23 protein-coding genes are annotated in these 23777 nt (G+C 38.0%); all 23 read left to right on the forward strand.

Going from position 1 to position 23777, the window contains the following annotated elements; genetic code table 11:
- The first annotated feature begins 370 nt into the window (after positions 1-370).
- The 23 genes from recG (at position 371) to topA (ending at position 23763) form a co-directional block, all read left to right on the forward strand.
- A complete protein-coding gene (gene recG / locus JFU54_RS12545) occupies positions 371-2419 on the forward strand; it encodes an ATP-dependent DNA helicase RecG (RefSeq protein WP_002014510.1) in 2049 nt (682 codons plus the stop codon).
- Positions 2420-2507: 88 nt separating this feature from the next.
- Positions 2508-3101: a transcription factor FapR gene (fapR, locus tag JFU54_RS12550; RefSeq protein ID WP_000747354.1), complete on the forward strand. Its 594-nt coding sequence runs from the start codon at positions 2508-2510 to the stop codon at positions 3099-3101.
- On the forward strand, positions 3098-4090 hold the full coding sequence (plsX, locus tag JFU54_RS12555) for a phosphate acyltransferase PlsX (RefSeq protein WP_002128828.1): 993 nt from the start codon (positions 3098-3100) through the stop codon (positions 4088-4090). The genes fapR and plsX overlap by 4 nt, the downstream gene beginning before the upstream one ends.
- Before the next feature lie 14 nt (positions 4091-4104).
- Positions 4105-5049 carry an ACP S-malonyltransferase gene (gene fabD, locus JFU54_RS12560; protein WP_088040046.1) on the forward strand — a complete coding sequence of 315 codons (945 nt, stop codon included), beginning with the start codon at positions 4105-4107 and terminating at the stop codon, positions 5047-5049.
- Complete coding sequence (gene fabG / locus JFU54_RS12565) at positions 5049-5789, forward strand: 3-oxoacyl-[acyl-carrier-protein] reductase (protein WP_002014514.1); 741 nt, start codon at positions 5049-5051, stop codon at positions 5787-5789. The genes fabD and fabG overlap by 1 nt, the downstream gene beginning before the upstream one ends.
- A 69-nt stretch (positions 5790-5858) precedes the next feature.
- Positions 5859-6092, forward strand: a complete 234-nt coding sequence (acpP, locus tag JFU54_RS12570) for an acyl carrier protein (RefSeq protein WP_002014515.1) — start codon at positions 5859-5861, stop codon at positions 6090-6092.
- A 58-nt stretch (positions 6093-6150) separates the two neighbouring features.
- Positions 6151-6888, forward strand: coding sequence for a ribonuclease III (rncS, locus tag JFU54_RS12575; RefSeq protein ID WP_002033792.1), 738 nt, complete (start codon positions 6151-6153; stop codon positions 6886-6888).
- 148 nt (positions 6889-7036) lie between these two features.
- Positions 7037-10606 (forward strand): chromosome segregation protein SMC, encoded by a 3570-nt coding sequence (smc, locus tag JFU54_RS12580; RefSeq protein WP_201064555.1) that lies wholly within the window; start codon positions 7037-7039, stop codon positions 10604-10606.
- A gap of 14 nt (positions 10607-10620) precedes the next feature.
- Complete coding sequence (gene ftsY, locus JFU54_RS12585; protein WP_002088200.1) at positions 10621-11610, forward strand: signal recognition particle-docking protein FtsY; 990 nt, start codon at positions 10621-10623, stop codon at positions 11608-11610.
- Positions 11611-11742: 132 nt separating this feature from the next.
- On the forward strand, positions 11743-12075 hold the full coding sequence (locus tag JFU54_RS12590) for a putative DNA-binding protein (protein ID WP_002033794.1): 333 nt from the start codon (positions 11743-11745) through the stop codon (positions 12073-12075).
- Positions 12076-12087: 12 nt separating this feature from the next.
- The gene (gene ffh, locus JFU54_RS12595) at positions 12088-13437 is read left to right on the forward strand and encodes a signal recognition particle protein (RefSeq protein WP_002014519.1); all 1350 of its coding nucleotides are present in this window, start codon (positions 12088-12090) and stop codon (positions 13435-13437) included.
- Positions 13438-13537: 100 nt separating this feature from the next.
- On the forward strand, positions 13538-13810 hold the full coding sequence (gene rpsP, locus JFU54_RS12600; RefSeq protein WP_000268750.1) for a 30S ribosomal protein S16: 273 nt from the start codon (positions 13538-13540) through the stop codon (positions 13808-13810).
- Positions 13811-13824: 14 nt separating this feature from the next.
- Complete coding sequence (locus JFU54_RS12605; RefSeq protein ID WP_002088196.1) at positions 13825-14052, forward strand: KH domain-containing protein; 228 nt, start codon at positions 13825-13827, stop codon at positions 14050-14052.
- Positions 14053-14173: 121 nt separating this feature from the next.
- Positions 14174-14689, forward strand: coding sequence for a ribosome maturation factor RimM (gene rimM / locus JFU54_RS12610; RefSeq protein ID WP_002014521.1), 516 nt, complete (start codon positions 14174-14176; stop codon positions 14687-14689).
- A complete protein-coding gene (gene trmD / locus JFU54_RS12615) occupies positions 14689-15423 on the forward strand; it encodes a tRNA (guanosine(37)-N1)-methyltransferase TrmD (RefSeq protein ID WP_002014522.1) in 735 nt (244 codons plus the stop codon). The genes rimM and trmD overlap by 1 nt, the downstream gene beginning before the upstream one ends.
- Before the next feature lie 146 nt (positions 15424-15569).
- A complete protein-coding gene (gene rplS / locus JFU54_RS12620; RefSeq protein WP_002014524.1) occupies positions 15570-15914 on the forward strand; it encodes a 50S ribosomal protein L19 in 345 nt (114 codons plus the stop codon).
- A 100-nt stretch (positions 15915-16014) separates the two neighbouring features.
- The gene (gene lepB, locus JFU54_RS12625) at positions 16015-16566 is read left to right on the forward strand and encodes a signal peptidase I (RefSeq protein WP_002066791.1); all 552 of its coding nucleotides are present in this window, start codon (positions 16015-16017) and stop codon (positions 16564-16566) included.
- 20 nt (positions 16567-16586) lie between these two features.
- Positions 16587-17477, forward strand: coding sequence for a ribosome biogenesis GTPase YlqF (gene ylqF, locus JFU54_RS12630; RefSeq protein ID WP_002014526.1), 891 nt, complete (start codon positions 16587-16589; stop codon positions 17475-17477).
- Between the two features lie 55 nt (positions 17478-17532).
- Entirely contained in the window at positions 17533-18306 is a 774-nt protein-coding gene (locus JFU54_RS12635) for a ribonuclease HII (protein ID WP_002014527.1), read from the forward strand.
- 193 nt (positions 18307-18499) lie between these two features.
- A complete protein-coding gene (gene sucC, locus JFU54_RS12640) occupies positions 18500-19660 on the forward strand; it encodes an ADP-forming succinate--CoA ligase subunit beta (protein WP_002014529.1) in 1161 nt (386 codons plus the stop codon).
- A 19-nt stretch (positions 19661-19679) separates the two neighbouring features.
- A complete protein-coding gene (gene sucD, locus JFU54_RS12645) occupies positions 19680-20582 on the forward strand; it encodes a succinate--CoA ligase subunit alpha (protein ID WP_002033796.1) in 903 nt (300 codons plus the stop codon).
- 88 nt (positions 20583-20670) lie between these two features.
- A complete protein-coding gene (gene dprA / locus JFU54_RS12650) occupies positions 20671-21540 on the forward strand; it encodes a DNA-processing protein DprA (protein WP_201064568.1) in 870 nt (289 codons plus the stop codon).
- Positions 21541-21684: 144 nt separating this feature from the next.
- Entirely contained in the window at positions 21685-23763 is a 2079-nt protein-coding gene (gene topA / locus JFU54_RS12655) for a type I DNA topoisomerase (protein ID WP_002088184.1), read from the forward strand.
- Positions 23764-23777: the final 14 nt, after the last annotated feature.

The raw sequence follows: 23777 nt of genomic DNA on the forward strand, positions 1-23777 counted from the left end.
TAGTGATATGAAGTTTATTACTAGTTTTTATTCAAAAGGCTAGCATATTGATGATAGAAAAGAGCCTTGCTGCTAATAGTGAGGCTCTTTTCTTACGTATTGTACAACTTTGTTTTATCCCGCTATTTGTGGGCAGTAAAACTTCCACCCCCTATATTCGGCTGGAACAAAGAAGTTAAGTGGGAGATTAACTGCCCGTAAGCGCCCGCTGATTATAGTTTCACTTTATATAGAGGGATTAGAGTAGTTTCTCTTAGAATGCCTATGATAGAATATATAAGGTGAAAGAGAGCGATTACAGATGTCAATGATAATAATGGATAATCAATAGAATGAATCAAAGAAAATAATGTGACGGAGCGTGAGAATCTTGAATGAAGTTGTACAAGTTCCTGTTACGGATGTAAAGGGAATCGGAGGAGAAACATCTGAGTTGTTACACGAGATGGGAATTTATACAGTTTCTCATCTATTAGAACATTTTCCGTACCGCTATGAAGACTATGCGATGAAAGATCTTGCTGAAGTAAAGCATGACGAGCGTGTAACGGTTGAGGGGAAAGTTCATAGTGCTCCTTTACTGCAATATTATGGGAAGAAGAAGTCACGTCTTACAGTTCGTGTTCTCGTCGGTCGTTATTTAATTACAGCTGTATGTTTTAATAGACCATACTATAAACAAAAGTTAAATTTAGATGAAACGGTAACGATTACTGGTAAATGGGATCAGCATCGCCAAACAATTGCTGTATCAGAACTGAATTTTGGACCGGTTGTACGACAACAAGAAGTAGAACCTGTATATTCAGTGAAAGGAAAACTGACAGTAAAACAGATGCGCCGGTTTGTTGCACAAGCATTTAAGGAGTATGGAGATTCTATAGTCGAAGTGTTACCAGATGGTTTGTTAAGTCGATATAAATTATTATCACGCTATGAAGCGCTCAGAGGGTTACATTTTCCAGTGGGACAGGAAGACTTAAAGCAAGCGCGTCGCCGTTTTGTATATGAGGAGTTTTTCTTGTTTCAGTTGAAAATGCAAACATTACGGAAAATGGAAAGGGAAAACTCGAAAGGGACGAAAAAGGAAATTTCATTAGTAGAATTGCAAGAGTTTACTGATGCGCTTCCGTTTCCATTAACTGGTGCACAACGCCGGGTTGTAGATGAAATAATGAAAGATATGATATCTCCGTACCGAATGAATCGATTATTGCAAGGGGATGTAGGTTCTGGGAAAACAGTTGTTGCTGCGATTGCTCTTTATGCGGCGAAATTGGCTCATTATCAAGGTGCTTTGATGGTTCCTACAGAAATTTTAGCCGAGCAACATTATCAGTCGCTCGCGGAGACGTTTTCACATTTCGGTATGAAGGTTGAATTGCTAACAAGTTCTGTTAAAGGTGCGAGACGTCGAGAAATTTTGTCGAGATTAGAACAGGGAGAAGTAGACATCCTTGTTGGAACGCACGCTTTAATTCAAGACGAAGTTATATTTCATAGGTTAGGTCTCGTTATTACCGATGAACAGCATCGATTTGGTGTGGCGCAGCGCCGGGTTTTACGTGAGAAAGGTGAAAGTCCAGATGTATTGTTTATGACGGCGACCCCAATCCCGCGTACGTTAGCTATCACTGCATTTGGAGAGATGGACGTTTCTATTATCGACGAAATGCCAGCTGGTAGAAAGGTAATCGAAACGTACTGGGCAAAACATGATATGTTAGATCGTGTCCTCGGCTTTGTGGAGAAAGAGATAAAAAAAGGAAGACAGGCATATGTTATTTGCCCTCTTATTGAAGAGTCTGAGAAGCTTGATGTACAAAATGCTATCGACTTACATAGTATGCTGACTCATCATTATCAAGGGAAATGCCAAGTTGGATTAATGCATGGGAGACTATCATCTCAAGAAAAAGAAGAGATAATGGGACAGTTTAGTGAAAATAAAGTGCAAATTCTTGTGTCGACAACAGTTGTTGAAGTAGGCGTGAATGTACCAAATGCGACTGTTATGGTTATTTATGACGCGGAACGTTTCGGTTTATCACAGCTCCATCAGCTAAGGGGGCGTGTTGGGCGTGGTAGTGAACAATCATATTGTTTATTAATTGCGGACCCGAAATCAGAAACGGGAAAAGAAAGAATGCGCATTATGACTGAAACAAATGATGGATTTGTATTGTCAGAAAAAGATTTAGAGTTACGAGGTCCTGGGGATTTCTTTGGAAGTAAGCAAAGTGGTCTACCAGAATTTAAGGTTGCTGATATGGTACATGATTATCGGGCGTTAGAAACAGCAAGACAAGATGCAGCGATACTAGTTGATTCAGAAGCGTTTTGGCATAATGATCAGTATGCTTCGCTGCGTACTTATCTTGATGGGACAGGTGTGTTCCAGGGAGAGAAGCTCGATTAAAAGTAGTCTGCAAAAGTTTTTGTTGCATTCTACTTTTAATGATTATATACTACTTTTAGTACCTAGTCATAAAAATGGATGGTGCGGTATGAAAAAAAGAAGAAGTAAAAAAGAAAGACAAGAATTATTACAACAAACAATAGAAACGAATCCTTTTATAACGGATGAAGATTTAGCGGAAAAATTTCAAGTGAGCATACAAACTGTTCGTCTTGATCGTATGGAATTATCTATTCCTGAATTAAGAGAACGAATTAAGCATGTGGCTACAAAACAACATGAAGAAGACGTGAAATCTTTACCGTTAGAAGAGGTTGTCGGAGAAATTATTGATATAGAATTAGATAGACATGCGATTTCTATCTTTGAAGTAAAGGTAGAACATGTATTTAAAAGAAATCAAATTGCTCGTGGGCATCATTTGTTTGCACAAGCAAACTCACTAGCTGTTGCGGTTATTGATGAAGAATTAGCTTTAACTGCAAAGTCCACCATTCGATATATTCGTCCTGTAAAATTAGGAGAGCGTGTTGTTGCAAAAGTACGTGTTGAAGATGTAGAGAATGATAAAGGACGGACGGTTGTCAAAGTGCGTAGTTTTGTTGGAGAAGAACTTGTCTTTACAGGCACTTTTGAAATGTATCGATCTAGTAATTATAGTGAGGAAGGTAACAACTTATGAAAATCGCAATAGATGCAATGGGCGGCGATCATGCACCAAAGGCTGTAGTATTAGGAGCAATGAAAGCTATTAAGGAATACTCAGATTTACATATTACGTTAGTAGGGAAAGAAGAGGGAATTCGTCAATATTTAACGAGTGAAGAGCGAATTACTATACTTCATACGGACGAAAAAATTGAATCGACAGACGAACCAGTAAGAGCGGTTCGTCGAAAAAAACAAGCTTCAATGGTACTAGCGGCGCAGCAAGTAAAAGACGGCGTAGCGGATGCTTGTATATCAGCAGGTAGTACAGGAGCTTTGATGGCAGCTGGATTGTTTGTTGTTGGTCGTATGGAAGGAATTGAACGACCAGCTTTATCACCTACAATGCCAACTGTTGATGGAGAAGGTTTTGTTATGTTAGATGTTGGAGCCAACGTTGATGCAAAACCAATTCATTTATATCAATATGCAGTAATGGGCTCTGTTTACGCAGAGAAGGTAAGAGGAATTAAAAATCCACGCGTTGGACTTTTAAACGTTGGAACAGAGGATGGTAAAGGAAACGAGCTTTCAAAACAAGTCTTTGCTATGCTCAAGGATGCACCAATTAATTTCGTTGGAAACGTTGAATCAAGAGATTTATTGCAAGGTGTAGCAGACGTTGTTGTATGTGATGGTTTTACGGGTAATGTAGCGCTAAAATCATTAGAAGGAACAGCACTTGCGTTATTCTCTATGTTAAAAGAACAATTAATGAGTTCGTTTACGAGCAAATTAGCAGCAGCGGTATTAAAACCAAAACTTATGGTATTGAAAGATAAAATGGATTATTCGGAGTATGGTGGAGCGGCGTTGTTTGGATTGAAAGCTCCTGTCATTAAGGCTCATGGTTCTTCTAATGACCAATCGATATTTAGTGCGATTCGTCAAACGAGAGAAATGGTAGCGAAAGAAGTAATTCCTACAATTTCAAGTGTAATGGAGAAGGAGCCGCTTCAATAAGAGGAGGATTTGAAATGGGAAAAATAGCATTTCTTTTTCCGGGCCAAGGTTCACAGGCAGTTGGAATGGGTAGACAGTTAGCGGAGAATAATAAAGAGGTTGCGAAAGTGTTTGCAAAAGCGGATGAGGTTTTGCATGATTCTCTTTCAGAAGTGATTTTTGAAGGACCGCAAGAAAAGTTAACATTAACAACAAATGCGCAGCCGGCACTATTAACAACGAGCTTTGCAATTTTAACAGCTTTGAAGGAGTATGATATTACACCTAATTTTGTCGCAGGACATAGTTTAGGTGAATATAGCGCTCTTGTAGCTGCTGGTGCATTAACATTCGAAGACGCTGTATATGCTGTAAGGAAACGCGGGGAATATATGGAAGAAGCTGTTCCAGGCGGGGAAGGTGCAATGGCAGCTATTTTAGGTGCGGATCCGGATATGCTGAAACGAGTTACAGAAGAAGTAACAAGTGAAGGATATGCAGTACAAATTGCTAATATGAATAGTACGAAGCAAATTGTTATTTCTGGAACAAAGCAAGGAGTAGAACTTGCTTCTCAAAGAGCGAAAGAAAATGGTGCTAAAAGAGCAATTCCGCTCAAAGTAAGTGGACCGTTTCATTCCTCGCTTATGAAACCAGCTGCTGAGAAATTTCAAAGTGTTTTAAATGAAATTACAATTCAAGACACGAATATTCCTGTTATTGCAAATGTTACGGCAGATGTTATTACGTGTGGTACAGATATTCAAGCAAAGCTAATTGAACAGCTCTATTCGCCTGTATTATGGTACCCATCTATTGAGTATATGGTGAATCAAGGGGTAGATACATTTATTGAAATCGGACCTGGAAAAGTACTTGCTGGTCTTATGAAGTCGATTGATTCTTCAGTGAAAGCATATGCGGTATATGATGAAGAGACATTAAAAGATACCATTTCAAATTTGAGAGGAGAAAGCTGATGTTAAAAGGGAAAGTAGCATTAGTAACTGGTGCTTCACGTGGGATTGGTCGTGCGATTGCTATTGATTTAGCGAAACAAGGGGCAAATGTTGTAGTAAATTATGCTGGTAATGAGCAAAAGGCGAATGAAGTAGTTGATGAAATAAAGAAATTAGGTTCAGATGCCATTGCAGTAAGAGCAGATGTTGCAAATGCTGATGATGTTACTGCAATGGTGAAACAAACTGTAGATACGTTTGGACAAGTTGATATTCTTGTAAATAACGCTGGTGTAACAAAAGATAATTTATTAATGCGTATGAAAGAAGAAGAATGGGATACAGTTATTAATACAAACTTAAAAGGTGTTTTCTTATGTACGAAAGCAGTATCTCGCTATATGATGCGTCAACGTCATGGACGTATTATTAATATCGCTTCTGTTGTTGGTGTAACAGGAAACCCAGGACAAGCAAATTATGTTGCTGCTAAAGCTGGTGTAATTGGATTAACAAAAACATCAGCAAAAGAATTAGCGAGCCGAAATATTACTGTAAATGCAATTGCTCCAGGGTTTATTGCAACTGATATGACGGATGTATTAGATGAAAATATAAAAGCCGAAATGTTAAAATTAATTCCTGCAGCTCAGTTTGGAGAAGCACAAGATATCGCAAATACTGTAACGTTTTTTGCTTCTGATCAAAGTAAATATGTTACAGGTCAAACGTTAAATGTTGATGGCGGTATGGTAATGTAATAAAAGAATCGATTTCACCTAGTTTTTTTGGACAATATTTTATATAATATTTGAGGGGAGGTGAATAGAATGGCAGATGTTTTAGAGCGTGTAACCAAAATTGTCGTTGATCGTTTAGGAGTAGAAGAAACTGAAGTAGTACCAGCTGCAAGCTTCAAAGAAGATTTAGGCGCAGACTCCCTAGATGTAGTAGAACTTGTAATGCAATTAGAAGATGAATTCGAAATGGAAATTTCTGATGAAGATGCTGAAAAGATTGCTACTGTTGGCGATGCTGTGACTTACATAGAGAGTCATCTATAATGCTTAAGTGAAGTCCCGTTTTTTAACGGGGCTTCTCGGCTTATATCTGGAGGGACCTATGCCGTACCGAAAACATAGAGAAAAAAAATACGAAGCAAAATATCGTGAAGCTTTTAAAGTATTTCAAGAAGAGATAGGTATTACGTTTACAGATGAAAAATTATTGATTCAAGCGTTTACGCATTCATCGTATGTGAATGAGCATCGAAAAAAACCGCATGAGGACAATGAGCGTCTTGAGTTTCTTGGCGATGCTGTATTGGAACTCACTGTATCACAGTATCTGTTTCAAAAATATCCGACAATGAGCGAAGGAGAGTTAACAAAACTACGTGCAGCTATTGTATGTGAGCCATCTCTTGTTCGTTTTGCAAACGAAATGTCATTTGGTAGCCTTGTTTTATTAGGGAAAGGTGAGGAAATGACGGGTGGACGTGAACGACCAGCTTTATTAGCGGATGTCTTTGAAGCGTTTATTGGTGCCCTTTATCTTGATCAAGGGCTAGAAACAGTTTGGGGTTACTTAAAAGAAGTTGTATATCCAAAAATTAATGAAGGTGCTTTTTCTCATGTGATGGATTATAAGAGTCAATTGCAAGAATTGATTCAGCGTGATGGTAGTGGCAATGTTGAGTATCAAATTTTGCAAGAAAAAGGACCGGCCCATAACCGAGAATTTGTGTCCCGTGTAACTTTAAATAATGAGGCATTAGGTCTTGGAAGTGGTAAGTCAAAAAAAGAGGCAGAGCAACAAGCTGCTGCAGAAGCATTGAAAAAATTAAAAGAACAATCATGAGGAATCCCCCTTTGAATGAGGGGGATTCCTTATGCATAGAATGAAACTTTCCTTTTATTTATAAATAAAAGGAGTGGGAAATCCGTATAGTAGTTTGTTTTCGTACAGACAACGTTTACAACAACGGAGAATAGGAGGAAGGCCTTTCGTGTTTTTAAAAAGATTAGAAATAGCAGGATTTAAGTCTTTTGCTGAGCGTGTATCTGTCGATTTTGTTCCAGGTGTAACTTCTGTAGTAGGACCTAACGGGAGCGGGAAAAGTAATATTACTGATGCAATTCGCTGGGTACTTGGTGAACAATCTGCAAAGTCATTACGCGGTGCAAAGATGGAGGATATTATTTTTGCCGGCAGTGATACGAGAAGAGCGGTTAATGTTGCTGAAGTTACATTAACTTTAAATAATGAAGACCAACGCTTACCGATTGAGTATAACGAGGTGTGTGTAACGCGTCGTGTATCTCGTTCGGGTGATAGTGATTTTTATATTAATAAACAATCTTGTAGATTAAAAGATATTATTGATTTATTTATGGACTCTGGTATGGGAAGGGAAGCTTTTTCGATTATTAGCCAGGGGAAAGTCGAAGAGATTTTGAGTAGTAAATCAGAAGAACGTCGTGGTGTATTTGAAGAAGCTGCGGGTGTGCTGAAATATAAACTTCGTAAAAAGAAAGCTGAAGGGAAATTGGCGGAAACACAAGAAAACTTAAATCGTGTACAAGATATTATTCACGAATTAAGTAGTCAAGTAGAACCACTAGAAAGACAAGCTTCTATTGCGAAAGATTATCTTGAGAAAAAAGAAGAATTAGAGAAAGTAGAAGCTGCGCTTATTGTACATGAAATTGAAGAATTACATGAAAAGTGGGAAGCGCTTCGAAATCAATTTGGGCATAATAAAGATGAAGAAGCTAAAATGTCGGCGAACTTACAAAAAAGTGAAGAAGAGCTTGAGGAATTACGCGGGCAATTACAAGCCGTTGATGAATCTGTAAATTCCTTACAAGAAGTTCTACTTCTGTCTAGTAAAGAACTAGAAAAACTAGAAGGGCAACGCGAGCTGTTAAAGGAAAGAAAGCAAAATGCAACGACACATTGTGCGCAGCTTGAAAAGCTAATTGTTGAGTTAACAGAGAAAACTACAAGTTATGATGGCGAAATTGAAACAAGTACAGAAGCTTTAATGCAATTTGTGAATCAAGTAAAAGAATTGGAGAAGAAATTGCATGATAACGAGCAATTACTTGCGACTTTTGCTGAGAATTTAGAGGAACAAATTGAGAATTTAAAAGGTGACTATATTGAACTTTTAAATCAACAAGCAAGTCTTCGTAATGAATTATCTATGATTGAAGAACAATCAAAACAGCAAAACTCTAAAAACGAACGACTTGATGAAGAAAATGAAAAGTATGTACAGATGCGTGTGGAAATTACAGCGAAAAAGGCGAAACTTGTAGACAGTTATGAGCAAGCGAGAGAGAAAATAGCTGGCATTATTTCTAACATACAGAAGACAGAAACGGCACTTGGGAAATGTAAGTCACAGTATAGTGAAAATGAAACGAAACTGTATCAAGCGTATCAATTTGTGCAACAGGCGCGCTCTCGTAAAGAAATGTTAGAAGAGATGCAAGAGGACTACTCTGGCTTCTATCAAGGGGTACGTGAAGTATTAAAGGCTAGAGAAAATAGACTACAAGGTATTGAGGGAGCTGTTGCAGAACTTCTGACTGTGCCGAAAGAATATGAAATCGCAATGGAAATCGCCCTTGGGGCAGCGATGCAACATATCGTAGTACAAACAGAAGAGCATGCTCGTAATGCAATTGCATTTTTAAAGCAAAATAAACATGGCCGTGCAACGTTTTTACCTCAAGCTGTTATTAAAAGCCGATCGCTATCATTTGATCAATTACGCATTGTGAACCAGCATCCATCGTTTGTCGGTGTAGCGGCAGAACTTGTGCAGTACAATAATAAATATGAGAATGTAGTTTCAAGTTTATTAGGTACAGTTGTTGTTGCGAAAGATTTACGCGGAGCAAATGAGTTAGCGAAACAACTGCAATACCGCTATCGTATTGTAACACTCGAAGGTGACGTAGTGAACCCGGGTGGTTCTATGACGGGTGGAGCTGTAAAACAGGCGAAATCCTCTTTATTGGGACGTCAACGTGAACTTGAAGAGTGGACTAAAAAACTAACTGACATGGAAGAAAAAACAACAAAGCTAGAAAACTTTGTTAAAGCAGTAAAGCAAGAGATTCAAGAAAAAGAAGTACAAATACGAGAGCTACGCCAAGGTGTAGAGACCGAACGTGTAGATGAACAGAAGCTAAGAGAAGAAATTAATCGTTTAGAATTAGATGAACATCGTATTAATGATCGTTTATCGATTTACGATTTAGAGATTGAAGGATTTTTACAAGATCAAGTAAAAATGCAAGGGCGCAAAGAAGAGTTAGAAAAGATTTTAGCGACTCTTCAAGTTGAGATTGGGGAATTAGATAGCAAAATCGTCGTTTTAACGAAACAAAAAAGTGAACAATATTCTTCAAAAGAAAAAGTTCAGAAGGAAATGACGGAGCTAAAAGTACAAGCTGCTGAACAACAACAACGTTTGTCTAATCAAAAAGAAAAAGTCGAACGTTTGACGAAGGAAAAGGAAGAGACTGATGCGACGCTTGTAAAAACGAAAGAAGATTTAGCGTTCTTAAAGCAAGAGATGACATCTAATTCAAGTGGCGAAGAACAAATTACGAATATGATTGAGAAGAAAGCGTATGATCGTAATCAAACTTCGGAGTTAATTCGTTCTCGTCGTGAACAACGCGTATCATTGCAAGAAAGAGTCGAGCAGTTAGAGCGCGGTGTGAAAGAAACAATAGGTAAACATAAATATATTCTTGAGATGCTGAAAGATCAAGAAGTGAAAATTAACCGACTTGATGTAGAGCTGGAAAATAGATTGCAACATTTACGTGAAACATATACTATTTCATTTGAAGCAGCAAAACTTAAGTATACAATGATGATGCCTGCAGAAGATGCACGTAAAAAGGTGAAACTAATTAAACTATCCATTGAAGAGTTAGGCGCAGTAAATTTAGGGGCAATTGATGAATATGAACGTGTAGCAGAGCGCCATACATTCTTATTAGAGCAAAGAGATGACCTAGAAGAAGCGAAATCGACATTGCATCAACTTATTACGGAAATGGATGAAGAGATGAAAAAACGCTTTTCTACTACGTTCGAAGGGATTCGAACAGAGTTTCAATCTGTATTCTCTGAATTATTCGGAGGTGGAAGAGCGGATTTAGTAATGACAAACCCAGAAGATTTACTAAATACGGGTATTGATATTGTAGCGCAACCACCAGGGAAGAAACTACAAAATTTAGGTTTACTTTCAGGGGGAGAGCGTGCTTTAACGGCAATTGCGCTCTTATTTGGTATTTTAAAAGTACGCCCAGTTCCATTCTGTGTTCTAGATGAAGTGGAAGCAGCTCTTGATGAGGCAAACGTTGCTCGTTTTGCGCAGTATTTAAAGAAATTTAGTGATGAAACGCAGTTTATTGTAATTACACACCGAAAAGGTACAATGGAAGAGTCTGATGTATTGTACGGTGTAACAATGCAAGAATCAGGGGTGTCGAAGCTTGTTTCTGTTCGTTTAGATGATGGCGAAGAACTTGTTGCAAGTAGATAGGAAGGATGGGAAGTATGAGCTTTTTAAAAAAATTAAAAGAAAAAATTTCAAAACAAACGGATACGGTAACAGAGAAGTTTAAACAAGGATTAGAAAAAACGAGAAATTCATTTGCTGATAAAGTAAATGACTTAGTGTACCGTTACCGCAAAATAGACGAAGATTTCTTTGAAGAATTAGAAGAAATTTTAATTAGTGCGGATGTCGGAGTTTCGACAGTGATGGAATTAATTGATCAGTTGAAAGAAGAAGTGCAACGTCGTAACATTCAAGATCCGAAAGAAGTACAGGCTGTTATTTCTGAAAAGCTAGTGGGCATTTACAAAGGTGACAGCGATTTTAGTAATGAAGTTAATATACAAGAGGATCAATTAACAGTAGTTTTATTTGTTGGTGTGAATGGTGTGGGGAAAACGACGACGATTGGTAAGCTTGCACATAAATTTAAATCAGAAGGTAAGTCTGTCCTATTGGCGGCAGGAGATACATTCCGTGCTGGGGCGATTGAGCAATTAGAAGTATGGGGCGATCGTGTTGGTGTAGAAGTAATTAAACAAGGGTCAGGATCTGATCCAGCGGCTGTTATGTATGATGCTGTACAAGCGGCAAAGGCCCGTAAAGTGGATGTATTGCTATGTGATACAGCGGGACGCTTACAAAATAAAGTAAACTTAATGAATGAGTTAGAGAAAGTGAAGCGCGTAATTGAGCGTGAAGTACCAGGGGCTCCTCATGAAGTATTACTTGTTATTGATGCAACAACAGGGCAAAATGGTTTAAGCCAAGCGAAAACATTCCGTGAAGCAACGAATGTTACTGGTATTGTTTTAACGAAGTTAGATGGAACTGCTAAAGGTGGTATCGTCTTAGCGATTCGTAACGAAATGGATGTTCCGGTGAAATTTGTTGGGCTAGGAGAGCAAATGGATGATCTGCAACAGTTTGATCCAGAACAATATGTTTATGGTTTGTTTGCGAACGTAGTAGAAACAGAAGAAGTGTAAGTGAAAGAAGCGGTATTTCCGCTTCTTTTTTTATAAAAATATGTGATGTTAAGAAAAAAACTTGACACTCTTTTATACTCCATGTAAACTAAGTCATGTAAAGGGAAATCACTTAACAAAGGATGATCCAACATGCTCGAGAAAACAACGAGAATGAACTATTTATTTGATTTTTATCAATCGTTGTTAACGCAAAAACAAAGAAGTTATATGTCGCTTTATTATCTAGATGATTTATCTCTTGGTGAAATTGCGGAAGAATTTGATGTAAGTCGCCAAGCCGTGTATGATAACATTAAACGGACTGAAGCGATGCTTGAAGAATATGAAGATAAATTAGTATTACTTCAAAAGTTTCAAGAGCGACAGCGACTTGTTGCAAAGCTAAAACAGCTACTCAGCGAAGAAGAGCATGTGAATGAAGAAATGAAACAAGTTGTTGAAGCTATCGAAAAATTAGATTAGGAGGGCGGCAATATGGCATTTGAAGGATTAGCCGACCGACTTCAACAGACAATGCAAAAAATCCGCGGCAAAGGAAAAGTTTCTGAAGCCGATGTAAAAGAAATGATGAGAGAAGTTCGTCTAGCTCTTTTAGAAGCGGATGTTAACTTTAAAGTAGTAAAAGATTTTATAAAGCGTGTGTCTGAGCGTGCTGTCGGACAAGATGTAATGAAAAGTTTGACACCTGGACAACAAGTAATTAAAATCGTACAGGAAGAACTTACAGAACTTATGGGCGGAGAGCAAAGCAAAATTGCTGTTGCTAATAAGCCACCTACTGTTATAATGATGGTTGGTCTGCAAGGTGCGGGTAAAACAACGACGACAGGTAAGCTTGCAAATTTGCTTCGTAAAAAGCATAATCGTAAACCGATGCTTGTTGCAGCGGATATTTACCGTCCAGCAGCGATTAAACAGCTTGAAACATTAGGGAAGCAATTGGACATGCCTGTTTTCTCCTTAGGAGATCAAGTAAGTCCGGTTGAAATTGCGAAACAAGCGATTGCGAAAGCAAAAGAAGATCATCACGATTACGTTTTAATCGATACAGCGGGTCGCCTGCATATTGATGAAGAACTAATGGGTGAATTAGCAAAAGTCAAAGAAGTTGCGAAACCGGATGAAATTTTCCTTGTTGTCGATGCGATGACAGGACAAGACGCGGTAAATGTAGCACAAAGTTTCCATGAACAGTTAGGATTAACAGGTGTTGTATTAACGAAATTAGATGGTGATACGCGCGGTGGTGCGGCATTATCTATTAAGGCTGTAACAAATACACCAATTAAATTCGCTGGTATGGGTGAAAAACTAGATGCAATTGAAGCGTTCCATCCAGAACGTATGGCATCCCGTATTTTAGGGATGGGCGACGTCTTAACATTAATTGAAAAAGCGCAAGCTACAGTTGATGAAGAGAAAGCAAAAGAACTTGAGCAAAAAATGCGTACGCTTTCGTTTACGCTTGACGATTTCCTAGAACAACTTGGACAAGTGCGTCAACTTGGACCGCTTGACGAATTGTTAGGAATGCTTCCTGGTGCAAATAAAATTAAAGGGCTGAAAAATGCACAAGTTGATGAAAAACAAATTGGGCATATTGAGGCAATTATTCGTTCTATGACTAAAGTAGAACGAGAACAACCGGAAATAATCAATGCTAGTCGTAAAAAGCGCATTGCCAAAGGTAGCGGTACAACGGTACAAGAAATCAATCGTCTAATCAAGCAATTTGATGATATGAAAAAAATGATGAAGACGATGACGGGAATGCAAAAAGGTAAGAAAAAAGGACTAGGTGGATTGAAGTTTCCATTCATGTAAGGAAAAAAGATGGCTCTGTTAAGAAAAAATACTTTACAAAGCAATAGTCTTTTTGCTAATATAATTATCTGTGTGAAATAAATTCGGAGGTGCTTTATAAATGGCAGTTAAAATTCGTTTAAAACGTATGGGAGCTAAAAAAACTCCTTTCTATCGTGTAGTTGTTGCAGATTCTCGTTCTCCTCGTGACGGACGTTTCATTGAGGAAATCGGTACTTACAATCCGGTTGCTCAACCAGCGGAAGTTAAGATCAACGAAGAAGCAGCATTAAAATGGTTAGGAAATGGTGCTAAACCATCTGATACAGTTCGTAACCTTTTCTCTAACCAAGGTATCATGGAGAAATTCCACTTATCTAAACAAGGTAAGTAATTGAGGCAATGACAATGAAAATGTTAGTCGAGACAATTGTTAAACCTCTTGTGGATCATCCTGGAGATGTAAAAGTTACACAGGAACTTTGCAACGGAGAAATAAAGTATCGATTAACTGTACATCCTGAGGATGTTGGAAAAGTCATTGGAAAGCAAGGGAAAGTTGCGAAAGCGATTAGAATGCTCTTGTATTCAGTGGGACATCATAATGATGAGAACGTCACACTGGAAATTCAATAAACGTAAAAAGGGCGAGGAGTTATTTCCTCTCCCTTTTTTAACATTTAAAGAGAAATTGCATGTTCCATATATAAAATGGAAATGCTTAATTTATATAGAAACCAGGGGTGACATACTATTTATGACAAAATGGTTTAATGTAGGGAAAATTGTAAATACTCATGGCGTAAAAGGAGAAATTCGTGTTATTTCTCGTACTGATTTTCCAGAAGAGCGATATAAAGTAGGGAACACGTTATACATATGGGATGAGAAAGGTACAGACTATCTTACAGTGAAGGTAACTTCTCATCGTCAACATAAGACATTTGATTTATTAACACTTGAAGGATACAACAATGTAGATGAAGTAGAGAAGTTAAAAGGTTCTTTAATAAAAGTACCAGAAGAGCAGTTAGGCGAACTAGCTGAAGGTGAATACTACTACCATGAAATTATTGGTTGCAACGTTGTAACGGAAGAAGGAGAAGCGTTAGGGACAATCAAAGAGATTTTATCTCCTGGTGCGAATGACGTTTGGGTGATTAAACGTCCAAAGGGTCAAGATTTGTTGATTCCTTATATTGATGACGTTGTACTTCAAGTTAACATTGAAAATAAATTAGTAACCATTCATGTAATGGAAGGGCTACTATAATGAAAATTGACATTTTAACATTGTTTCCAGATATGTTTACGGGTGTATTTGGTTCTTCAATTTTAAAGAAAGCACAAGAAAAAGAAGCGGTAGAGCTTCGTGTTGTCAATTTTCGTGAGTATACAACTAGTAAGCATAATAGTGTAGATGATTATCCGTATGGTGGGGGCGCTGGTATGGTATTAACCCCACAGCCTATCTTTGACGCAGTAGAAGAGTTAACGAAGGAAACAGACCGTAAGCCGAGAATCGTCTTAATGTGTCCACAAGGAGAGCGTTTCACGCAGAAGAAGGCAGAAGAGCTTGCTGGAGAAGAGCATGTTATTTTTGTATGTGGCCATTATGAAGGATACGATGAACGAATTCGTGAGCATCTTGTAACAGATGAGATTTCTATTGGGGATTACGTATTAACGGGTGGGGAATTGGCTTCTATGGTAGTCACTGACAGTGTTGTACGTCTTTTGCCAGGAGTGCTTGGGAATCAAACGTCACAAGTGGAAGACTCTTTTAGCACAGGTTTGTTAGAACACCCACATTATACACGTCCTGCTGATTTTCGTGGTATGAAGGTACCGGATGTACTAATGTCAGGAAATCATAAAAACATTGATGAATGGCGCCATAAAGAGTCACTACGTCGTACGTACACACGTAGACCGGATTTGCTGGAAGAACGAGAATTATCTAAGCAAGAAGAGAAATGGCTGGAACAGATTAAAGAAGACCGATAAGGGCTTGATATATTTTCTATTGCAACAGTCCTAGCAATATGCTATTATAACATTTGTGCTACTGAAATCAGTAGCCGTATTAACGATGTTCCGCTGTAATTTAATAAGACTTTATAAGAGCATCTGTTTAAAGGAGAGAATTTAATATGCAACAATTAATCACAGAAATCACAAAAGGCCAATTGAAAACTGACCTTCCTTCATTCCGTCCTGGAGACACTTTACGTGTACACGTAAAAGTAGTTGAGGGAACTCGTGAAAGAATTCAGCTTTTCGAAGGTGTTGTAATTAAACGTCGTGGTGGCGGAATCAGTGAAACATTCACAGTTCGTAAGATTTCTTACGGTGTAGGTGTTGAGCGTACATTCCCAGTTCACACGCCAAGAATCGCGAACATCGAAGTACTTCGCCGTGGTAAAGTACGTCGTGCTAAGTTATACTACTTACGTAACCTTCGCGGTAAAAAAGCACGTATTAAAGAAATTCGATAAGACATGTATGGGAGCTTGTAAATACACAAGCTCCCTTTTTCCAATCTATATGAAATTTTGGTATAATACGAGCAGCTTACATAACAGTGGAGGGGAAAGCATGAAGAAAGAGAAGAGCTCACTTTGGGAATGGATCAAAGCAATTTTGATTGCTGTTGTATTAGCGGGCGTAATTAGACAGTTTTTCTTTGCCCCAATTCTCGTAGACGGTGTATCGATGTCGCCGACTTTACATGACCGTGATCGAATGATTGTTAATAAAATTGGCTATCACATAGGTGATCCGAAACGCTTTGATATTATTGTATTCCGAGCGACGGAAGAAAAAGATTATATTAAGCGTATTATTGGCCTGCCAGGCGACGAAATCGAATACCGTAATGATAAACTATATGTTAACGGGAAACCTTATGAGGAGCCGTATTTAGATAAGCAGAAAAAACAACTTGCTGACGGACCGCTTACATATGATTTTACTCTTGAAGAAATGACAGGAAAGAAAACTGTTCCAGAAGGTCAATTATTTGTTTTAGGCGATAATCGTCGTTTTAGTAAAGATAGCCGTTCGATTGGTACAATTTCAATGGACCAAGTGATTGGTAAAGCAAATATGCTATATTGGCCGTTAAAAGATGCGCGTATTGTGAAATAAAAGAAAAAGAAGGTGGCAACATGGTAATTCAATGGTTCCCAGGACATATGGCAAAGGCTAGACGCCAAGTAACAGAAAAATTAAAGTTAATTGATGTTGTAATTGAGCTTGTAGATGCTCGATTACCTTTATCTTCTCGTAATCCAATGATTGATGAAATTATTACACATAAACCAAGGCTTGTTGTTTTAAATAAAGCGGATATGGCGGATGATCGTCTTACAAAGCAGTGGATTGCATATTTTGATGAAAGAGGTCAAAAGGCAATTTCAATTAATGCGCAAGCTGGACAAGGTATGAAAGAAATTGCAGCAGCTTGTAAAGTTCTTGTCAAAGAAAAATTCGATAAAATGGTTGCTAAAGGCATTAGACCAAGAGCAATTCGTGCTTTAATTGTAGGTATTCCAAACGTTGGTAAATCTACACTAATTAATAAATTAGCGAAGAAGAATATAGCAAAAACAGGAGATCGTCCTGGTGTGACAACGGCCCAGCAGTGGATTAAAGTTGGGAAAGAAATGGAATTATTAGATACACCAGGTATTTTGTGGCCTAAATTTGAAGATGAATTAGTTGGTCTTCGTTTAGCGACGACTGGTGCAATTAAAGATTCTATATTAAATCTACAGGATGTAGCTATTTATGCGTTACGTTTTATGGAAAAACATTATCCGGAACGTTTAAAAGAGCGATATAATTTAAATGACATTCCAGAAGAAATTGTGGAGTTATTTGATGCAATTGGAAAAAATAGAGGTTGCTTAATGGGCGGCGGAATGATTGATTATGATAAAACATCTGAGCTTATACTTCGTGAGCTTCGTGGTGGAAGATTAGGAAAAATGACATTTGAAACACCAGAAGAGTTTGCAGAGCAGGTAGAAGATGCGGAAAAAGTAGAAGAAGTATAAGACGTGCGTTTGTACGTCTTTTCTTTTTGGTTACGTTTAAAAGGAGTGTAAATAGATGCAAAAAATGACTATTCATGAAGCGGAATGTTTGCTGCAAGAAATTATGAATGAAGAAGACGAGCGTTTTCAAATGTTAGTGAAAGATGAGCGAAAAGGTGTTCAAAAACTAATTTTGAAGTGGTATAAACAAAAAGAGTTAGCGCAAAAAGAAAGAGAAAAATTTCTAGAAATGTCAAAGTACGAAAATGAGTTACGTGAAAAAGGGCTCACATACATTGCTGGTATTGATGAAGTGGGTCGTGGGCCGTTAGCAGGACCGGTTGTGACGGCGGCAGTCGTCCTTCCGGAAGATTTTTATATTCCAGGATTAAATGACTCGAAAAAATTAAGTGAAGCGAAACGTGAGCGTTTTTATGATGAAATTAAAGAGCATGCAATTGCGATTGGAGTTGGAATTATATCACCACAAGTTATTGATGAAATAAATATTTATCAAGCGACGAAGCAAGCGATGTTAGATGCCGTTGCTAATTTATCATGTACACCAGAATATTTATTAATCGATGCGATGAAGCTTCCTACATCAATTCCGCAAACATCAATCATTAAAGGTGATGCGAAAAGTGTCTCTATTTCAGCTGCATCTATTATTGCGAAAGTGACGAGAGATCGCATGATGAAAGAGTTAGGAGGAAAGTATCCTGCATATGGATTCGAACAACATATGGGATATGGGACGAAACAGCATTTAGAAGCGATTGAAGTACATGGAGTATTAGAAGAACATCGAAAATCATTCGCGCCAATTAAAGATATGATTCAAAAATAAGCTGTATATTCACAGCTTATTTTTTATTTTGGTATATAAACATTATTATTTTCGAAAAAGAATAAAGCGATTTCAGTTTTCTGACACTTTATTGTAGACAGCGTGCCAATCATCTTATACAATGGCAATGTAATGTTTTTTAAACATTAAAAAACTTTTCGAGTAAAACAGGAAAACAGGGGAGGATGGGACCATGAATATCCATGAGTACCAAGGTAAGGCAGTCCTTAGAAGCTATGGGGTTAGCGTTCCGAACGGGAAGGTTGCATTTACAGTAGAAGAAGCTGTAGAAGCAGCGAAAGAATTAGGAACGGAAGTATGTGTAGTTAAAGCGCAAATTCACGCTGGTGGACGCGGCAAAGCTGGCGGTGTAAAAGTTGCGAAAAATTTAGAAGAAGTTCGTACATATGCAGAAAGCATTTTAGGAACTACACTTGTGACGCATCAAACAGGTCCTGAAGGTAAGGAAGTAAAACGCTTACTTATCGAAGAAGGTTGCGATATTAAAAAAGAATATTATGTAGGTCTTGTATTAGATCGTGCAACTTCTCAAGTTGTTTTAATGGCATCTGAAGAAGGTGGAACAGAAATTGAAGAAGTAGCAGAAAAAACGCCTGAAAAAATCTTTAAAGAATATATTGATCCAGCAGTAGGTTTACAAGGTTTCCAAGCGCGTAGAATCGCGTTTAACATCAATATTCCAAAAGAACTTGTAGGACAAGCTGTGAAGTTTATGATGGGCTTATACAGTGCGTTTATCGAAAAAGATTGCTCTATCGCTGAGATTAATCCACTTGTTACAACAGGTGACGGTAAAGTTATGGCGTTAGATGCAAAATTAAACTTTGATTCTAATGCGTTATATCGCAATAAAGACATTTTAGAACTTCGTGATCTTGAAGAAGAAGATTCAAAAGAAATTGAAGCTTCTAAATATGATTTAAACTACATTCCTTTAGATGGAAATATCGGTTGTATGGTTAATGGTGCAGGTTTAGCAATGGCTACAATGGATATCATTAAACATTACCATGGTGACCCGGCTAACTTCTTAGATGTTGGTGGCGGCGCAACAGCTGAAAAAGTTACAGAAGCATTCAAAATTATCCTTTCTGACAAAAATGTAAAGGGTATCTTCGTTAACATTTTTGGTGGCATTATGAAGTGTGATGTTATCGCAGAAGGTGTTATTGAAGCGACGAAGCAGGTAGGTCTTGAGTTGCCTTTAGTTGTACGTCTTGAAGGTACAAACGTAGAGCTAGGAAAGAAAATTTTAAATGAGTCTGGTTTAAATATTGTTGCAGCAGAATCTATGGCAGACGGTGCACAAAAAATTGTTTCACTAGTGGGCTAATAGAAAGCGGGGGAGAAAAATGAGCGTATTAGTTAATAAAGATACAAAAGTTATTGTTCAAGGTATTACAGGTTCTCAAGGGTTATTCCATACAAAGCAAATGATTGAATACGGTACGAAAATTGTAGGTGGTGTAACACCAGGTAAAGGTGGCACTGATATTGAAGGCGTACCAGTATTTGATACAGTAGAAGATGCTGTGAAAGCAACAGGCGCAAACGCTTCAGTTGTATACGTTCCACCCGCTTTTGCGGCTGATGCAATTATGGAAGCTGTTGATGCAAAGGTTGATTTAGTAGTATGTATTACTGAAGGAATCCCTGTATTAGATATGGTAAATGTAAAGAGATATATGGCGGGTAAACATACACGTTTACTTGGACCAAACTGCCCTGGTGTCATTACACCTGACGAATGTAAAATTGGTATTATGCCAGGATATATTCACAAAAAAGGTCATGTTGGTATCGTATCTCGCTCTGGTACATTAACGTATGAAGCTGTACATCAGTTAACGCAAGAAGGTATTGGCCAATCTACTGCTGTAGGTATCGGGGGAGACCCTGTTAACGGTACGGACTTTATTGATGCGTTAAAAGCATTTAATGAAGATGAAGAAACGCATGCTGTAATTATGATTGGTGAAATCGGCGGTACGGCAGAAGAAGAAGCAGCAGAATGGGTACAAGCTAATATGACAAAACCAGTTGTAGGCTTCATTGGTGGTCAAACAGCGCCTGAAGGCAAACGTATGGGTCATGCTGGGGCGATCATTTCTGGCGGCAAAGGAACTGCTGCTGAAAAGATTAAAACAATGGAAGCTTGTGGTATTAAAGTAGCGGAAACACCAGCTGTTATGGGTGAAACATTAATCTCTGTTTTAAAAGAAAAGGGATTATTTGAGACTTGTAAAAACTACTAATCTTTTTGAAAGACACCTTCTTATTAGAGGGTGTCTTTTTACACATTTTTTGTTTACATAATAAAAATTATGGGTAAGGAGAATTGAGATGAAAAGAGAACGTTTATTGCACCTTCATTACATGTTGGCGGATCATTGGAAGGTGATGGAGAGACTACTATATGTTGATCCAGAACTGAAGGGAATATACACTTTTAGTCCGAAACAATTTGAATATTACGCTGGAATATCCTCGAAAAAATCTTTAGAACTAGTAAATTTTCTTCAAATTTCAAATCTCCAACAATATGTATCCCAGTTAGAAAAAAAGAGAATGTTTTATATAACAATATGGGATAAGGACTATCCACAATTACTGCGAGAAATACAAGATCCCCCTTTTGTTTTATACGGAAAAGGAGAAAGAGATTTTCTAAATAAAGTAAATAAATTAGCGATTGTTGGAACGAGAGAACCGTCTTTATATGGAAAGGAGAGTATGAAGTTTATTTTACAACCTTTACTTGAAAAAGAATGGCTTATTGTTAGTGGGTTTGCAAGAGGGATAGATACAATTGCTCATGAAGTTACAGTAAGGCAGCATTGCCCGACCATTGCAATATTAGGACACGGATTATCTTATATGTATCCAAAGGAGAATAGAGGTTTATATGACACGTGGAAAGATTATATATTGTTATTGACAGAGTATCCGCCCCATTATGTGCCGAAAAAATGGTATTTCCCAAAAAGAAATCGAATTATTAGCGGTATAAGTAAAGGTGTTTTAGTTGTAGAAGCAAAAACGAGAAGTGGATCCCTTATTACTGCAGACCTTGCGCTAGAACAAAATAGAGAGGTGTTTGCGCTTCCTGGACCTATATTTATAGAGAGTGCAGCGGGAACGAATCATCTAATTCAACAAGGCGCCAAGCTAGTAAGAAATGCGGAGGATATCCTTGAAGAAATTTTAAATTAACCATATATTTTTATGTTTTTATTAAACAATTATTGACAAATGGTAGATTGTCGCTGTATGGTATATTCATTCTTGATTGACAAAAACAAGAGAAATCAATAAGATTGATGAAGACTTGAATCCACCTCTTAAGGAGGCACTAGCATGTCAGATTACCTCGTAATCGTGGAGTCGCCTTCTAAGGCGAAGACCATTGAAAAATATTTAGGGAAAAAATACAAAGTCGTCGCGTCCATGGGACATGTCCGCGATTTACCTAAAAGCCAAATGGGGATAGAAGTAAAGAATAACTTCACTCCGAAGTATATTACCATTCGTGGTAAGGGTCCCGTTTTAAAAGATTTAAAATCAGCGGCAAAAAAAGCAAAGAAAGTCTATCTCGCGGCCGATCCGGATCGTGAAGGAGAAGCAATTGCTTGGCATTTAGCAAATACGTTAAATGTGGACGTTGAATCAGATTGCCGAGTTGTATTTAATGAGATTACAAAAGATGCAATAAAAGAATCATTTAAATATCCTCGTGCAATTAATATGGATTTAGTAGATGCACAACAGGCAAGGCGTATACTCGATCGTCTTGTTGGTTACAATATTAGTCCTTTATTATGGAAGAAAGTAAAAAAAGGATTAAGTGCAGGACGCGTACAATCTGTAGCAGTTCGTTTAATCATCGAACGTGAAAAAGAAATTCAAAGTTTTGAACCTGAAGAATTCTGGACAATTAAAACAGAATTTGTGAAAGGGAAAGACACATTTGAAGCAAGCTTTTACGGTGTAGATGGTGAAAAAGTTCAATTAACGAACGAAGCACAAGTGAACGAAATAATCGAAAAGATGAAAGACAATGCGTTTTCGGTTGAAAATGTAACGCGAAAAGAGCGAAAGCGTAACCCTGCATTACCGTTTACAACATCTTCCTTGCAACAAGAGGCAGCGCGTAAGTTAAATATGCGAGCAAAGAAAACAATGATGCTTGCACAGCAGCTGTATGAAGGGATAGATCTTGGAAAACAAGGGACTGTAGGTCTTATTACGTATATGAGAACTGATTCAACACGTATCTCAGAAACAGCTCAAACAGAGGCTCGTGATTACATTACTGAGGCGTTTGGTGCGGAATACATAGGAACAGAGAAGAGGAAAGAAACGAAAAAGTCGAAAGCACAAGATGCGCATGAGGCGATTCGTCCTACTTCGGTAATGAGAAAGCCAGAGGAACTAAAAAGTTTCTTAAGTCGTGATCAACTCCGTTTGTATAAACTGATTTGGGAGCGATTTGTTGCAAGTCAAATGGCATCTGCTATAATGGATACTGTTACAGCGAAACTCATTAATAACAATGTTCAGTTCCGTGCAAGTGGATCAGTTGTAAAGTTCCCAGGATTTATGAAAGTGTACGTAGAGTCGAAAGATGATGGTGCGGAAGAAAAGGATAAGATGTTGCCACCGTTAGAAGTAGGTGAAACTGTATTTTCAAAAGATATAGAACCAAAGCAACATTACACACAGCCTCCGCCGCGTTACACAGAGGCTCGTCTAGTAAGAACACTTGAAGAGCTTGGAATTGGGAGACCGTCTACTTATGTACCGACACTTGAAACAATCCAAAAACGAGGATACGTTGCTTTAGATAATAAACGCTTCGTTCCGACTGAGCTTGGTGGAATAGTAATCGAACTTATTTTAGAGTTTTTCCCAGAAATTATTAACATTGAATTTACTGCCAATATGGAGCAAAGCCTTGATGAAGTAGAAGAAGGAAATGCAAATTGGGTGAAAATTGTTGATGATTTCTACGTAGGATTTGAACCGCGCTTAGAAAAAGCGGAAAAAGAAATGCGTGAAGTGGAAATTAAAGATGAACCAGCTGGGGAAGACTGTGAATTATGTAGTCACCCGATGGTCTTTAAAATGGGTAAATATGGGAAGTTTATGGCTTGTTCAAATTTCCCGGAATGTCGTAATACAAAACCGATTGTAAAAGAAATCGGTGTTACTTGTCCGAAGTGTGATAAAGGGCAAATTATTGAACGCCGTAGTAATAAAAAGAAACGCCTTTTCTACGGATGCGGTACGTATCCAGAATGTGACTTTGTATCTTGGGATAAGCCGATTGGTCGTAAATGTCCGAAGTGTGAAGGTATGCTCGTAGAGAAAAAGTTAAAAAAAGGCGTGCAAGTACAATGTATTTCGTGTGATTATGAAGAAGAACAACAAATGTGAGCGTAACTGCTCAC

It is taken from the genome of Bacillus sp. TH19, assembly GCF_016651075.1.
GTDB classification, from domain to species: Bacteria; Bacillota; Bacilli; order Bacillales; family Bacillaceae_G; genus Bacillus_A; species Bacillus_A mycoides.